Genomic DNA, 14473 nt, shown 5'->3' with positions numbered 1-14473 from the left:
CACGGACTTTAAATAATGGCAATAGTAATTCGTAAAATTAATTAAATAAGTATTAATACTGCGGAAATTAGATGTAATAACGAATATAATGTATACCCAAGGGCAGGGGTGCAGCATGAAAATCTAGACTGAAATTCGTTCAAATGGCTTTGACAGGGTAGCCACTCAGATGATTTAAAGGTCATTCTTAATTACGCAAGTTAAATCCATTCAAGGAGAAGGTAATGTACGCAATTATTAAAACAGGCGGCAAACAATATAAAGTTCAAGCCGGCGATGTTTTACAAGTTGAAAAGCTTGAAAAAGATCTTGGTTCAGAATTCAAAATCGACGAAGTACTTTTAGTTGGTGGCGATAAAACTCACGTTGGTTCTCCAACTGTGAAAAATGCTTCAGTAACAGTAGTAGTTACTAAGCAAGCTCGCACTCGCAAAGTTATCGTTTTCAAAAAACGTCGTCGTCACTCTTACAGAAAATTCGGTACTCACAAACAACACTTCACAGAGTTATTTGTTAAATCGATCACTTCTCCAGACGGACAAACTTCTAAAACTGATGCGACTCCTGTTGTTAAAGACATGGCGGCATTACGTGCAGAACGCATCCAAACTAAAATTGAAGATTCACGCGCTCGCGCTGAAGCAGGTATCGGTTTAGGCCGCGCTGCTGCTCACGGTGTAACTAAAGCTGCTCCAGCTAAAAAAGCTGCTGCGCCTAAGAAGAAAGCTGCGAAAAAAGCTGCTCCTAAAAAAGCTGCTTCTAAACGCTCAGTGAAAACAGCTGCTAAAAAAGCTGCTAAAAAAACAACTAAAAAGTCTAAATAATTAACAAGGATACAGAGGTAAACAATGGCAAGTAAAAAAGCTGGTGGTAGTACCAAGAACGGTCGCGATTCACAGTCGAAGAGATTAGGCGTAAAACGTTTCGGCGGCCAATTAGTAAAATCAGGAACAATCATCGTTCGCCAACGTGGAACTCAATTCCACTTAGGTAATAACGTGAAAATGGGACGCGATCACACGATCTATTCAATCATTGAAGGTCTTGTGAAATTTGAAAGATTTTCGAAAGAAAAATTTAAAGTTAGCGTTTATCCTAAAACTGCGTAATAAGTAGTTTAATTACAAACATTCGCATAAAGAGGGAGCCCTTCCAGGCTCCTTTTTTATTTGCCTTATGCTGTGGCAATAAAGACAGCAGAGTTTGAGTCGGTTATGAAATTTGTTGATGAAGTTAAAATCACAGTGGCTTCTGGTCGTGGCGGTCCAGGTGCGGTTACTTTCCGTCGTGAGTCGTATGCTCCCCGCGGTGGCCCAGATGGCGGCGATGGCGGTAAAGGCGGCGACGTTATCTTTAAAACTTCTAAACATATCAACTCGCTGGTTGATTTTAAAACATACAAAAAGTACGCGGCTGACAACGGGCAACCGGGTGCGGCTTCAAACTGTTCAGGGCATAACGGTGCCGACATGATTATGATCGTGCCTGAAGGCACAATCATCCGTGATGCTGAAACTCACGAAGTGCTTTACGACTTAACGGATATTCATGAAATCAACTTCTTGCAGGGCGGACGTGGCGGCAAAGGTAATGCATTTTTTAAAACCAGCGTTAACCAGGCCCCTGAGTACGCTCAGCCGGGTGAAGACAGTACAAGCCGTGAAATCATCCTAGAACTTAAACTTATTGCTGACGTAGGTATTATCGGTTTTCCTAATGCAGGCAAATCGACCTTAATCTCTCGTATCTCGGCAGCTAAACCAAAGATTGCAGATTATCCGTTTACAACCTTAACGCCAAATTTAGGCGTTGTTAAAGTTGGCGACTATTCAAACTTTGTCGTGGCGGATATTCCGGGTCTTATCAAGGGTGCCCATTTAGGTGTAGGCCTTGGTATTCAATTCTTAAAACATATCGAACGCACGAGCTTATTTGTTCATATCGTGGACGTATCAGGAATGTCTGGCCGTGATCCGGTACAGGATTATGAAGATATCAACCTTGAAATCGAAAAGTACGATGAAATGAACAAAGATAAAGACGGGTTTTTTCCGCTGTCTGCGCGCGAACAAATCCTGGTATTTAATAAAATCGATTTATTGTCTGCAGACCAAATCGAAAAAATTAAACAGACATTTAAAAAGAAATTTAACGTTACGGGTTACGCGATCTCCGGCGTTACTGGAAAAAACATCAACGAATTACTTCAGGCTATTGCAGAAAAAGTACTGGCTTCGAAGACTGGCGATAAAGAATAAGGGTAGCAGAATGAAAATCGGTATCTTCGGCGGAAGTTTTAATCCTCCACACAATGGTCACGTTAACAGCTTAACGACAGTTCAAAAGAAAATGGGTTTTGATAAAATCCATATTATTCCGAACAGCCAGAACCCGTTAAAAGTTCCAACAGAAAAAATTGGCGATGAGCACCGTTTGGCAATGGCTAAACTGGCGTTTGCGACTTACGGCGATGCATTTGTTATCGATGATATTGAATTAAAACGCGGTGGCAAAAGCTATACGATTGATACCATTAAAGAACTGCGCAAAACTTATGAATCTAAAGACCTCTATCTCATCATCGGTGCGGATAACTTCGAGACATTCTCTGAGTGGAAAGACTTTAAAAAAATCCTGTCTGAGGTAAATCTTGTGGTAACGACCCGTCCTGGTTACCAAATCCCTGAAACTGAATCTGAATTTCCGAATTATTTATCTGGTTTAATCGCAGAGAGCGATTTCGGTGCGGTCGAACTAACGACCGGCCGTTCAATCGAGTTTTTAACGCTGCAAGATCTGGATATTTCTTCGTCTGAACTTCGTAAAAAACTGCGTGTCGGGCGCCCTGTAGATAAATTTTTACCGTTGGCGGTAGAAAGCTATATCAAAGAACACAAACTATACCGCCAGGCGAATCAAAAAATCAGCGACTACGAAAAATTCACTGAATTCTGCGCGCAGGTTTTATTTGATAAAAAGGCTATTGCTGTTCGTGGTTACGATATCCGTAATATCTCTTCGACAACTGATTTTACTTTGATCGCTTCGGGTACAAGTACCCGTCATGCCGCTTCGATGGCAGAAAATCTGGTTCAGGCCGTTAAAGAAGAATTCAACGTTTACCCACAGGGTGTTGAAGGTGTAGATGAAGGCCGTTGGGTTGTTGTCGACTATGGTCCATTAATTGTTCACCTGTTCTACGATTTCGTTCGTCAAGAATACCGCATGGAAGAACTGTGGAAAGAAGGTAAGGAATTTAAACTTACCGATAAAACCGGACAGAAATAATTATGAAAGCCGTTCTTTTTGACTTTAAAACAGCCAAAGAAGAATGGTTTGATATTGCGGTTGCGACTTACACCAAAAAAATAAATCCGTTCATTCCGTTTGAGGTAATTTCGCTGAAATCATCAAAGACGGACCGTGACGATGCCCAGGCCAAGAAAAAACAAGAATCCGAAGACCTGTTAAAAAAGATCACCAGCGATGATTACGTCATCTTATTTGACGAAAAAGGTAAAGACCTGGATTCACTGCAGTTTTCTAAACAGATTGAAGCCGCGCAGATGTCGGGAAAAAAACGTCTGGTGTTTATTATCGGCGGCGCTTTTGGTGTGTCGGACGAAATTAAAAATCGGGCGCAGTTAAAAGTTTCACTGTCGAAAATGGTGATGAATCATCTGGTTGCTGAGACTGTGGCCCTTGAACAGATCTATCGCGCCTATACGATCATTAAACGAATCCCGTATCACAATATTTAAAAAATAAGTCCGGCTACTGATTTGCATTTGCCGCATGCATGCTGCAAAAACTGCGTTTCTATTTTTACCGCTTATTTATAGTTGATTGTGTTGGCTGTGGTTCGCTGGTGGTGCACCCCCGTGGATTATGTCTTCAGTGTGAATACGAGGTGATTGATAATTATTCTGTGTCACCGTCGGACGTTTCGGTAACCGGATCGGGCCTGTGTTTCCGGTTTTTATTTCGCTGGATGCCCGGCAAAAGTAAAACACTCTCGCGCTATGTCCATCTGCTGAAATCACCATTGGCTGAACCGATTTGGTGGGAGCTTGCGCGCTATTTTTCCCACTGCATTTCTGATCACCGCGAAATCGTGTTTGTGCCGATTCCCAGTCGCAAAAACCGCAGACATTCGCTGTTTTTTGCACAGGCGCTGGCGCAGATATTTGCTGGCAAAGTCGTGCCGGCATTAAACATTTCTGCCAACGACACCCTGGAACAAAAGCGTAAGAATAAAGAACAACGTCGTCTGATTAGGTTTACCCTGAATGAAGAATTTACAGAGCCTCTGCGCCTGGCCCGGACGATCGTGCTGGTGGATGATGTCATTACCACCGGATCATCCTATGAAGGCGCATATAATGTTTTAAAAATGTACGGGGTGTGTCCCAAAAACATCGAACTGTGGACAGCATTTTACCGGGAAAATCTGAGCGCCGAGCTTGAGTAAATACGTTGTTGAAATTGGCGGCATCTGGTATACCAGAGAAATGCAATTTCATTCGCAATTTCGTCTAAATTTTGTTTTGTTAGCGGCGCTGTTTTTCTTACCGTTTACAACGATCGCCTTTGCTAAAACAAAGCCGAGCAAGGCCGCTACTTCGCAGGCCGCCGCCGAAAAAATTCTAAAAAATTATAATCAAAAATCCGGCGTGCAAATTAAATTAGAACTTTTAACCGAGAAAAAAGTTTTAGGAACGAAGACTACAGAGCAGGGTGTAATGACTCATCAAGGTGGTAAATTAAATTTATCGCTTCAGGGAGCAGATAAAAAATCAGAAATGATCTTTGACGGAAAAAAAGCGTATTTGATTTCTTACCCTGATCTGGAGCTTGATCCGGACGGCAATAGAAAAGTGATCCTGCTTAAGGTCAGCGATAAAAACCAACTAGGAATTTTATCAAACCTTTTTGGTAACCCGAAAAAATTCTTTTCAAATTTTAACATCACGACTCTCAATAACGATAAGCAGTCGCTGACCTTAAAGCTTGAAGATAAAGCTAAATCATTAAAACCGATGACACTTGTCTTTTCAAAGGCCGACAGTGAGTTGAAACAGCTTTCGTACGCCGATGATGTGGGTTCTGAAATCCAGATCAACTTTGCAAAGCCGAACTTCACCACTGAAATTTCAAATAATTTATTTAAATACAATGCTCTTAAATCTGACGAGGTCGTAAGCCAATGAGTCAAAAACAAACTACCGAAGCAAATCCAAAAAAAGTTCACTTTATCAGCTTAGGCTGTCCAAAAAACCTAGTTGATAGTGAAATCATGGCCGGAACACTGATGAAAGACGGCTACCAGGTTGTAGCTGACGCAGAAGACGCTGACACCGTGGTGGTAAACACTTGCGGCTTTATCGAAGAATCAAAAAAAGAATCAATCCAGAGAATTCTTGATATGACGTCGTTAAAAGAGCAGGGCCAGATCAAAAAAGTTGTGGTCGCCGGCTGCCTGACCCAACGTTATAAAGATGAATTAGTTGAAGGCCTTCCGGAGGCTGATTTATTCGTCGGTAGCGGCGAATTCCAGAATATCGCAAAGATCTTAAAAAACCATGACGCTGGCGAAAAGAAAAAAACTTTCTTTAATCTTCCGACTTACTTACAGGAAGAAGCTACTCCGCGTGTAAACTCGCAGCCAAAACACAGAGCTTATTTAAAAATCTCTGAAGGCTGTATGAAGCGTTGTGCGTTCTGCGCGATTCCGTTAATCCGTGGTAATTTACAATCGCGTACAATTGCTAACATCGTAAACGAAGCTAAGCTTCTGGCAGCCGGTGGTGTTAAAGAGTTAATTATTATTTCTCACGACTTTACTGATTACGGCTGGGATTTACGCCGTAAAGACCCGAATGCCAAAGAGTCTCCGGTTGAGCTGTTAAAAGCTTTGGCTGAAGTTGATGGTATCCAGTGGATCCGCATGTTGTACTTATATCCAGACGGAATTTCGCAGGAATTAATCGACTTAATGAAGTCTAACAAAAAATTCGTTAAGTATTTTGATATGCCTTTACAGCACATCAATAACGATGTGCTTAAGAAGATGAACCGTAAAATGACCCGCGAAGAAATCGAAGCCGCGTTAAAGCGTATTCGCACTGAAATCCCGGATGCAGTTATTCGCACTCAATTTATCGTCGGCTTTCCGGGCGAAACTAACGAGCAATTCGAAGAGTTACTAAAATTCGTGGCCGAACAGCAGTTTGACCGTGTTGGTTGTTTTAAATATTCACCGGAAGAAAATACTCCGGGCGGAAAAATGACCGATCAGATCGAAGACCATATCAAAGATTTTCGCCATGATGCCTTGATGTCGATACAACAGGGTATTTCTAAGGCCAAACACGAAGCCTTTATCGGTAAGACAGTAGAAGTGCTGGTAGAAGGCTATAGCGAAGAGACTGAATTGCTATTGCAGGGCCGTACATCACAACAAGCGCCGGACATTGACGGTGTTGTTCTGATTAACGACGGTGAGGCTAAGATCGGTGATATCGTACAAGTAGAAATCACTGAAAGTATGGAATACGACCTAATCGGCGGTATTGTTTAAACGCTCTATTGGCGGAGTCCGCCGCACTGCTGGATTCCGTTATAGTAAGCCGTAGACACCTTCATTTTCGCGGCTTCCAGGGGCTGGTGGGCTTCACGAAAACGGGTCGCTGACGACTTATCAAGCTGGCAGGCTTTAATGAAATACGGTAAAGCCTCTTCATAACGTAATAACTGAAATAGCGACTGGGCAGCGCCTAACTGGGCGCGGCCGGATTTCGGCTCAACCTCGGTGGCTGCCTTAAAAGCCTCGATAGCCTTACCATAGTTCTTCTGTAAATAAAAAGTTTCTCCTAAGCAAGAATAGGCAAATTCATTTTTTTCGATCTGGGCCGAGCGTTCAAAGTGCTTCTGCGCATCTTTGTAATTAAGACGTTCGCGCTGTGAAATACCGAGATAGACCAGCGCCACGTAATCTTTGGGAAAAGCTTTTATCACCCGCGGACAAATCTGATCGACTTCGCCGTGATTAGAGTCTTCAGTTTCAAGAATGCAAAGATCGAGCAAATAACGGGTAGTGTTTTTTTTATCGATCTTCATGGCGTCTTGCAGGGCACTTTTGGCTTCGAACAAATTGCCGATTTTACGGTAGGCGCGCGAATACTCGATAAGAACAATGATTTGATTTTTTTCTTCATCAGGCACAGAGGCGAGTGTGTTAATAGAATCGCGATATCTTTTTTCGGCGGTTAAAACCCGTGCTTGCAGGGCCTTATCTTGGGCGTTTGTCAGAAGTGACTTGTTTTCGGTAATTAAGTTGCGCGCTTCTTTGGTGCGCCCTTCAGAAATTAAAAAATCAATCATCGGTTCAAAATTTGCAAAAGTTTTTTTGCTGTTGAATGTGGTTTTAAACGGTTCAATGGCCATTGCAAATTCAGCATCAGAAAGTGGATTTTTAAATTCCAGCGGCTGGCGGCAGTACGATTGGTATTCGTAGTATTTTCCCGATGTCGGAGCGGTGGCGGCATTCCCACTGCTGCCATTACCAACCGGCTGACCGACACCTTGCGGGTTACCCGGGTTGAAAGTTGGTACGGTAACCTGGGTTGGCGGGGTGGCCTGCGGGGCCTGTGGCGTCTGGGCTTGTGCCAGATTGATACAAATTAAACAAAACCCAATCGAAAAAACCAATAAAAATCGTCTCATATTTTTCACCAATCACTCTTATCTTCCGATAAGTTAATAGGTGAAACAAGATCTAGACACAAAAACAAGACGTTCAATTTTGCGGGCCCGCAAAATCGGCTTACTTTTGCGTGGTCGTAACAGCGGTCAGGCCGTCGTCGAATATATTCTGATTGTGTCAGTCGCGATCGGAATTATCTTCATGCTAAAACCTCTGTTTGGCGGCATGGAAAAATACGTACAGAATTATGTCGGCGATTATATTGAATGTTTAATGACCCACGGCGAATTACCTGCACTTGGTGTTACCGACAGTGAACTGAAAAAACATTTAGATTCAAGCTACACCTGTAATATGGGTTACCAGCCATTCACTTTAGCTGAAGGGCGTCCGCCGGTCGGTGGCAATACTTCTGATCCGGCAAGTCGTGTTGCCGGGGGCAAATCAGATGCCCAGGGTGGCAGCGACAGCTCATCATCATCGCGTAGTTCACGCGGTGGTTCGAAAGACTCAAGTGATAAAGATAGCGAGGCCTCTGGTGGCGGCCGAGGCGGCAGCGGATCAGGTGGCAATCCCTATGCGAATGGCAGCATCAGACGTGGTGGCCGGACTACCGCTGACGGTATTGCCGGTGGTGGCAGCGATCGTCAGAGGCTTATTGATGAAGAGGGTGAAGGCGATGAGCTTGGCGGTAGCGGCCGCAAACGCAAACCCCGCCAATCACGTATTATTTACAGAGAAAGACCGCGTTATAAAGCAATCTTAGGTAATGAGGCCGAGCAAGTGGTCAACAAATCAGAACGCAGCACCGTAAAGCGCAAACCCTCATCGCGTCCGGTGGCTAAATCCGAGGGCTTAACGTTCTCTGGGCCGCGTACCGGCTTTGCCAAACAACCGCCGGATAAACCGCCTGTCGTCGAAGAAACCAAAGACGGCGGCTGGGGATTTGGTAAACTTTTAAAATGGTTGCTGATCATTGGAATGATCGTGGCTTTGCTTATCTTCTTCGGGGGACAGCTACTCAATTACTCGAACTCCGACAGCAGCTAGTTTTTTGGTCATTTTGCCGCAGGCAATAGCTAATACTGCCACAGGCAAATACGCCATTTTATATAATATACAAACGCTGATTTCTTCATTGAAACTTTATCTAAGTTGGCAAATAAAGAGTCCATAAATTTTCGTGAGCAGGGGACTTAAATTGATCGAGATTTTCAACGTTCAAAAGAATAGAATTTTCACTTATGCGGAAGCAGAAGAGATCTTGCCCCTTGTTTACCGCATCACGGATGAGGCCAGCAAAGAAGTTAAATATCTTATGGGCTGCGTAGAAGCCTTACAAGATAAACACAATGAAGCCTCTCGCGACCTGCAAACCCGAATCAACCAAATCATTGAAAAATGGCAGAACAAATTAGAGCGTTTAGGCCTACGTCCTAAAGGCTTATGGTTAGCTGATTTTGATAACGGTTCGGGCTATTATTGCTGGAAGTTTCCAGAAACTAAAATTTTGTTCCAACATGGCTACCAAGATGGCTTTACTGGGCGTATTATGATCGCTGAGGATCAAAATGCGCATAGCCCTAGCCCAAATTAATTCAACCCTAGCTGATTTCGACGCTAACGCCGAAAAAATAATTTCACACCTTAAAACTCTTGCCGAGAAAAAGGCCGAGTTGATCATTTTTCCGGAAGCCGCGCTTTTTGGGTATCATCCGTTTGACTTGTTAGAACGTGAAGCCCTGATTGAGCAGCAGAACAAAGCTTTAAGCAGGATTTTAAAAACTATTCCACAGGGTGTGCATATTCTGGTCGGTGGTTTTGAGAAAAATAAAAATAAAAAAGGCCGTCCGTACTTCAACAGTGCTTTTTTGTGTAAGAAAAATAAAATCGTTAAATCTTTTAGAAAACAATTATTACCGACCGGCGATGTGTTTGATGAAGCTCGCTTCATTGAGCCGGGAGACATCAGGCAGAACTATTTTCAGATCGGTAAGAAAAAATTCTTTCTGACGATTTGTGAAGATATGTGGGCGTGGCCGACCAAAGAAGGTTCTGAGTACGCAGAAAATCCAATACTCAAAGTCGCAAAGAAAAAGATTGATCTGGTTATTAATATGTCGGCCTCGCCATTTTTTACCGGCAAGTTTAAAAAGCGCCAGTTTATGGCCGCGCAGACAGCAAAGTACTTCAAGGCCCCGCTTCTGTATGTCAATCTGGTCGGTGCGCAGGATGAAATTATCTATGACGGTCAGAGCTTTTTAGTTTCACCACAGAATAAACTTCTTTTTAAAGCGCAGTCATTTTCCGAAGACACTAACGTCATAGACCTTAATACCTTTGAAACCTGGAGTCCGAGCAACAAGTTCGAATCACCAACCGAAGAGCTGCGCAAAGCTTTAGTGCTTGGATTAAAAGATTACGGGCAAAAAATTGGCGTATCAAAAGTTCACTTAGGTCTATCGGGAGGTATTGATTCGGCTTTAGTGGCGGCACTGGCCGTTGATGCATTTGGATCAAATAACGTAAAACTTTTTGCACTACCGACCGAGTTTAACATTGACCTGAGCATGACTTATGCCCGCCAGTTGGCGGCAAACCTGGGTTCTGAATTTAAAGTTATGTCGATTCAGTCGACTTTTGAATTTATTAAAACGATTCTAGATGCTGAATTTAATGTCGAAAAATTCGGTTTAATGCATGAAAATCTACAGTCGCGAATTCGCGGTTTATTTATGATGGCTTATTCAAATTTTACCGGAAGTTTGCTGTTAACAACTGGCAATAAATCAGAATATGCCACTGGTTACGCTACTCTGTATGGCGATATGTGTGGTGGTCTTGCACCGCTTGGGGATTTAACAAAAAAACAAATCGTCGAACTGTGTGAGCACTACAACAAAGAAATCGAAATTATTCCGGAGTTTATCATCCGCCGTCCGCCAAGTGCAGAGCTGCGTCCGAACCAAAAAGATCAGGACAGTCTGCCGCCTTATGAACTTTTAGATAAGGCCGTGCAAAATGTCGTCGAAAAGAAAAAAACCGCCAAATCAGAAACCGAAAAATGGTTATTAAATCAGTTGATGAAAACCGAATTTAAACGTTGGCAGGCGCCACCGATTTTAAAAGTGACGGAGCATTCGTTTGGCCGCGGGCGCAGATACCCGATCGCGCACAAGGCAAAAGCTTAAGTATTAAAGTGAATTCACTCTGACGGCACGATGCCGTCAGAAAGGCTGTCCCAGCAAGGCGACAATCAGCGCAGCGGTGTTAATTAGAACAAGAAACCCATTTGTTTGGGCTGGCGTTCGATTTGCGGAAACTTAAATTCAGTTTTACCGGTTAATTGCACTAGGTTTTCAATTTGTGGGGCACGGCCACCTACCGATAAACGCTTAACCATTTCAAAGAACACCATTCCGCAATAGGTCGCATCTTCTTCAGCTCTGTGGAACTCAGTCGATGGAATTTTAAAATGCTGCACGAGGGTGCCTAACTTGTAGTTAGCTAAACCCGGAATAAGTTTGCGGGCCATTGGCAGAGTATCGATGACTACCCCTTTTGGGGCTTCAGATTCAAATTTTTTGATATCGGCAATTAAGAACTGGCAGTCAAACGGGGCGTTGTGCGCAACCATCACGTCAGAGCCGCAGAACTCAGCAAATGAATTTAATACGTCTTCAATTAACGGTTTACCCGCAACCATTTCATTAGAAATACCATTGACTGCTGAGGCACCCGGTGGAATCGGAATTTGTGGGTTGATAAGCGTTGAAAATACCGCGTCGACCACGCCATTATCAATGCGTACGGCACCGATCTCTACGATACGGTCGACGCCAGGAACTGTTCCAGTTGTTTCTAAGTCAAAAGCAATAAATCTCATATTATATAGTTCACCTTCGGTATAACTATTTGTTACATATAAGTGGTGGGTCTTTCAACAAAAACACTGACAGTTTTAAAATATAACGATGCGAAATTAGAGTTCGTTTCGGAAATTCAGCTTAAACAAACAGGTAACTTATTAGACCTGCTGAACGCCCACAAAATTGGCATCAGCCAATCCTGTGGCGGTTTTGCCAGTTGCACGACCTGCCGCATTTTTGTGACAAAGGGGCTGGCATATTTAAAGCCGCGTGAAGAGCTTGAAGCCGAACGCGCGCAAGAACGTGGTTTCAGCGACCAGGAAAGATTAGCCTGCCAAGTAGAGCTTCCTGTTGATGCGCCTACCGATTTCGAGATTATTATTGCCAATCCTAGCGGGGATTAACGTAAAAATTATTAGTGTACACCCAGGTAATCCACTTGGTGGCATCCGGTAGTGGAAAAGTCGGACTTAAGCGCACTTGAATTCTATAAACACCGGGAGCATCGATTGCAAATAATCCTTCAAATGTATTTAAGTGATCAACGCGCTGACCGTTTTTATAAAGTACCACTTCATAAAACGGGATGGGCTCGGCCGGCAATTTATAATACAAGCGCAAATTACCGGTAAAAGTAGCGTCTTCACCGGTAAAAACTTTTTTGCGGCCTTCAGTGATATAGGCTTCAAAGCCTGAGGCATCACCTAGGGCATCAAAGGCCACATAAGAATGACCGCGCTTAAGGGCGGTTAAGATTTTTTTGCTGTCGGCGGCGATGTCGCCGGTCAGCTCTGATGTTAAAAACACGTGTTGGCTGGCAATATTAAAACTCATCTCATAACTCGGAAATTTAACCAGCCAGTCGGCAAAGGGAATGGCGCGCGCTGTGGCTTCAGCACCGACAAAAAAGTTAACTTTTTTTAGCTGTGAAAGCTGGTCAAAAATAGCTATTTCGGCCGACGGCTCTTTGTATAAACGGGTCAAGGCTAAACGTGGATTGAATGGGTAGTAGAGAATACTCCAGATCGTTGACAGGCGGGATTCTTTCCAGGATTTCTGTGCAATACTTTTAAAGTTTAAGACTTCCAGTCCGTCAAAGTTAAGTGTGCTTAAACGTGTTAACTCGTACGGTTCGTTGATTTGATGTGATTCGATAATCAGGGCCTCGCTGTCCTGCGAGAAAGATTTTGGTTCTTTTTTAAAGAAGTTTTTATTCAGCGGAGAATAATAAATGAACTGGCGGTTTTCATCGACAACTTTTGCCCCAGAAAGCATACCGACACCTGACAGATATTTATCCGTATCCAGATCGTAGTAGCTGTTGGTGTCAGAGATTAAAACAAAATTAAGACGGGCTTTTCTGGCTTCTTCGGCAATAGATAAGGCATTACCCGAGCCCGAAGATAAATGTGAATACACATCTAACACAATTTTGTAATCATATAATAATTTAGCCTGATCTTCTACCTTGGTTACCGGCGGAATAACCCGGATTTCAAACTGCGAGATATAAAATCCATAGACAGCAAATGAAATCATCAGAAAAGTGAGGGTCAGAAAGATTCTATTCATAACTAAGCTCAAATACCTCAAGGCTGTATTTTGGAAATTCGGCTACTTTATTTTTCTGATATAACTGGTAGTGGATTGGCCATGCTGTGGTGGCATATTTAAGAACAAAAAAAGTTTTTTCAGCCGGTTTTGCCGCCGGCAAGGTATCGAAAAAATCGTAGCGTGACAATCCGTAGAGTTTGTAAACCGGAGTATCGGTTAATAACGACAATAACGCCGACATCTGGTATGTCGGGCCATAGAGAGGCTTAAAATTCTGAAGCTCCGGGGCAATATCTCTGACAGTTACACTGGTCGGTAACTGGGAGAATTTTTTCTGACCGAAATCAGTAAAAAACAAGCCGCCAACAATCAGCCAGATCGCTGCGAAGTAAATGAGAGCATAACGGACCAATTTTTTATTTTCAAAACAAAGATCAATGAGGCCGGCACCGTGCGAGGTCATTGGCCAGTTGGCCTCAACTTTTGCTTTGAAAGAGCTGTAGAGAAAAAACAACCACTGGCCAAGTGCGCTGATTTTAAACAGGGATTTTTTGTCTTTGCAGAAGAATAAATAGAGCAGTAGCGGATTAAAAATTAAAATCTGGCCCAGTAAATATGAAGTAGTCCACCAGACTTGGTAAGGCTGAGGAGCCTGAAAACCGTGGTTAAGCTGGAATTTAAAAGACGCGAAGTCATTTTGATAATTCCAGATTAAGACCGGGGCACAAAAAACCAGACCGGTAACAATTGTTAAAAATATTTTTTGACTGAAAAAAACTTTTAGCCGCTTTTCAAAGGCCAAAGCGATGAGTGTAACCAGGGGAAACAGCACGATATGATATTTCGAACAAAATCCCAAACCAAGGCTTGCACCCAGTAAGACGTAATCTTTGCTCTTTTGCCCTTCGAGAATCTTTAACACGAAATATGAGCTTAATCCCCAGAACAATAACAGCGGGGCATCCGGCGTAATTAAGATGCTGCCGATTCCTAAAAACGGATTTAAAGTAAAAAAGGCCGCAAAAATATTAAGTTCATTCTTTACATTACCGCCGGTAATGTTTTGGCGGCGGCGTAAAAAAACCTTAATCCAAATAAAAAATGTAACGGTGCTTAGAACAACAAAAATAACCCGGGTGGCGGCCCATTTGGGAAGTACCGGCACAAATTCGCTTAAACTTGAAATCCAGGCCACCATGCCGGGGTGGTCAAAGTAGCTTAATTGCAGATTCTGTCCCCAGAACCAGTAATAAGCCTCATCGCCCACAAGCGGAAAGGTTAGAGCTACAACCAGCTTGATAAAAAAAGTAAGGGCAATAAGGTTTAAAATTTGTTTGCGCGGCAC

At 43.1% G+C, this 14473-nt stretch carries 16 protein-coding genes; 12 read left to right on the top strand and 4 right to left on the bottom strand.

Annotated features, from left to right (window positions below; translation table 11 throughout):
• Positions 1-224 precede the first annotated feature (224 nt).
• From rplU to rimO, 8 genes are all read left to right on the top strand, one after another.
• A complete protein-coding gene (rplU, locus tag AC04MM_RS04795; RefSeq protein ID WP_475379187.1) occupies positions 225-824 on the top strand; it encodes a 50S ribosomal protein L21 in 600 nt (199 codons plus the stop codon).
• Positions 825-848: 24 nt separating this feature from the next.
• A complete protein-coding gene (gene rpmA / locus AC04MM_RS04790; protein WP_475379186.1) occupies positions 849-1109 on the top strand; it encodes a 50S ribosomal protein L27 in 261 nt (86 codons plus the stop codon).
• A gap of 105 nt (positions 1110-1214) precedes the next feature.
• Positions 1215-2258 carry a GTPase ObgE gene (obgE, locus tag AC04MM_RS04785; RefSeq protein WP_475379185.1) on the top strand — a complete coding sequence of 348 codons (1044 nt, stop codon included), beginning with the start codon at positions 1215-1217 and terminating at the stop codon, positions 2256-2258.
• 10 nt (positions 2259-2268) lie between these two features.
• Positions 2269-3288: a nicotinate (nicotinamide) nucleotide adenylyltransferase gene (gene nadD, locus AC04MM_RS04780; protein ID WP_475379184.1), complete on the top strand. Its 1020-nt coding sequence runs from the start codon at positions 2269-2271 to the stop codon at positions 3286-3288.
• A 2-nt stretch (positions 3289-3290) separates the two neighbouring features.
• Positions 3291-3761: a 23S rRNA (pseudouridine(1915)-N(3))-methyltransferase RlmH gene (locus tag AC04MM_RS04775; protein ID WP_475379183.1), complete on the top strand. Its 471-nt coding sequence runs from the start codon at positions 3291-3293 to the stop codon at positions 3759-3761.
• A 38-nt stretch (positions 3762-3799) separates the two neighbouring features.
• A complete protein-coding gene (locus AC04MM_RS04770) occupies positions 3800-4471 on the top strand; it encodes a ComF family protein (protein ID WP_475379182.1) in 672 nt (223 codons plus the stop codon).
• A complete protein-coding gene (locus AC04MM_RS04765; protein ID WP_475379181.1) occupies positions 4464-5210 on the top strand; it encodes a LolA family protein in 747 nt (248 codons plus the stop codon). The genes AC04MM_RS04770 and AC04MM_RS04765 overlap by 8 nt, the downstream gene beginning before the upstream one ends.
• Entirely contained in the window at positions 5207-6580 is a 1374-nt protein-coding gene (gene rimO, locus AC04MM_RS04760) for a 30S ribosomal protein S12 methylthiotransferase RimO (RefSeq protein ID WP_475379180.1), read from the top strand. Before AC04MM_RS04765 ends, rimO begins: the two co-directional genes overlap by 4 nt.
• A 5-nt stretch (positions 6581-6585) precedes the next feature.
• Here the strand turns inward: rimO and AC04MM_RS04755 are convergent, their stop codons facing one another.
• Complete coding sequence (locus AC04MM_RS04755) at positions 6586-7725, bottom strand: tetratricopeptide repeat protein (protein ID WP_475379179.1); 1140 nt, start codon at positions 7723-7725, stop codon at positions 6586-6588.
• Positions 7726-7765: 40 nt separating this feature from the next.
• On the opposite strand from AC04MM_RS04755, the gene AC04MM_RS04750 reads away from it, so the two are divergent.
• The 3 genes from AC04MM_RS04750 (at position 7766) to AC04MM_RS04740 (ending at position 10896) form a co-directional block, all read left to right on the top strand.
• Positions 7766-8755 carry a hypothetical protein gene (locus AC04MM_RS04750; protein ID WP_475379178.1) on the top strand — a complete coding sequence of 330 codons (990 nt, stop codon included), beginning with the start codon at positions 7766-7768 and terminating at the stop codon, positions 8753-8755.
• 151 nt (positions 8756-8906) lie between these two features.
• A complete protein-coding gene (locus AC04MM_RS04745) occupies positions 8907-9302 on the top strand; it encodes a DUF2203 domain-containing protein (RefSeq protein ID WP_475379177.1) in 396 nt (131 codons plus the stop codon).
• Complete coding sequence (locus tag AC04MM_RS04740) at positions 9277-10896, top strand: NAD+ synthase (protein WP_475379176.1); 1620 nt, start codon at positions 9277-9279, stop codon at positions 10894-10896. Before AC04MM_RS04745 ends, AC04MM_RS04740 begins: the two co-directional genes overlap by 26 nt.
• Before the next feature lie 83 nt (positions 10897-10979).
• Here AC04MM_RS04740 and AC04MM_RS04735 read toward each other — a convergent pair whose 3' ends face one another.
• Positions 10980-11591: a 3'-5' exonuclease gene (locus AC04MM_RS04735; protein WP_475379175.1), complete on the bottom strand. Its 612-nt coding sequence runs from the start codon at positions 11589-11591 to the stop codon at positions 10980-10982.
• Between the two features lie 45 nt (positions 11592-11636).
• Here AC04MM_RS04735 and AC04MM_RS04730 point away from each other — a divergent pair, with 45 nt between their 5' ends.
• Positions 11637-11978: a 2Fe-2S iron-sulfur cluster-binding protein gene (locus AC04MM_RS04730; protein ID WP_475379174.1), complete on the top strand. Its 342-nt coding sequence runs from the start codon at positions 11637-11639 to the stop codon at positions 11976-11978.
• On the opposite strand, the gene AC04MM_RS04725 is transcribed toward AC04MM_RS04730, so the two are convergent.
• On the bottom strand, positions 11965-13113 hold the full coding sequence (locus AC04MM_RS04725) for a hypothetical protein (RefSeq protein ID WP_475379173.1): 1149 nt from the start codon (positions 13111-13113) through the stop codon (positions 11965-11967). The two genes, AC04MM_RS04730 and AC04MM_RS04725, sit on opposite strands and share 14 nt — an antisense overlap.
• Positions 13114-13138: 25 nt before the next feature.
• Complete coding sequence (locus tag AC04MM_RS04720) at positions 13139-14473, bottom strand: ArnT family glycosyltransferase (RefSeq protein WP_475379172.1); 1335 nt, start codon at positions 14471-14473, stop codon at positions 13139-13141.

The sequence above is a fragment of the Bdellovibrio sp. SBM16 genome (assembly GCF_056175625.1).
Note: the sequence above shows the minus strand (reverse complement) of the source record. Positions and strands in the feature narration are given on the sequence as shown.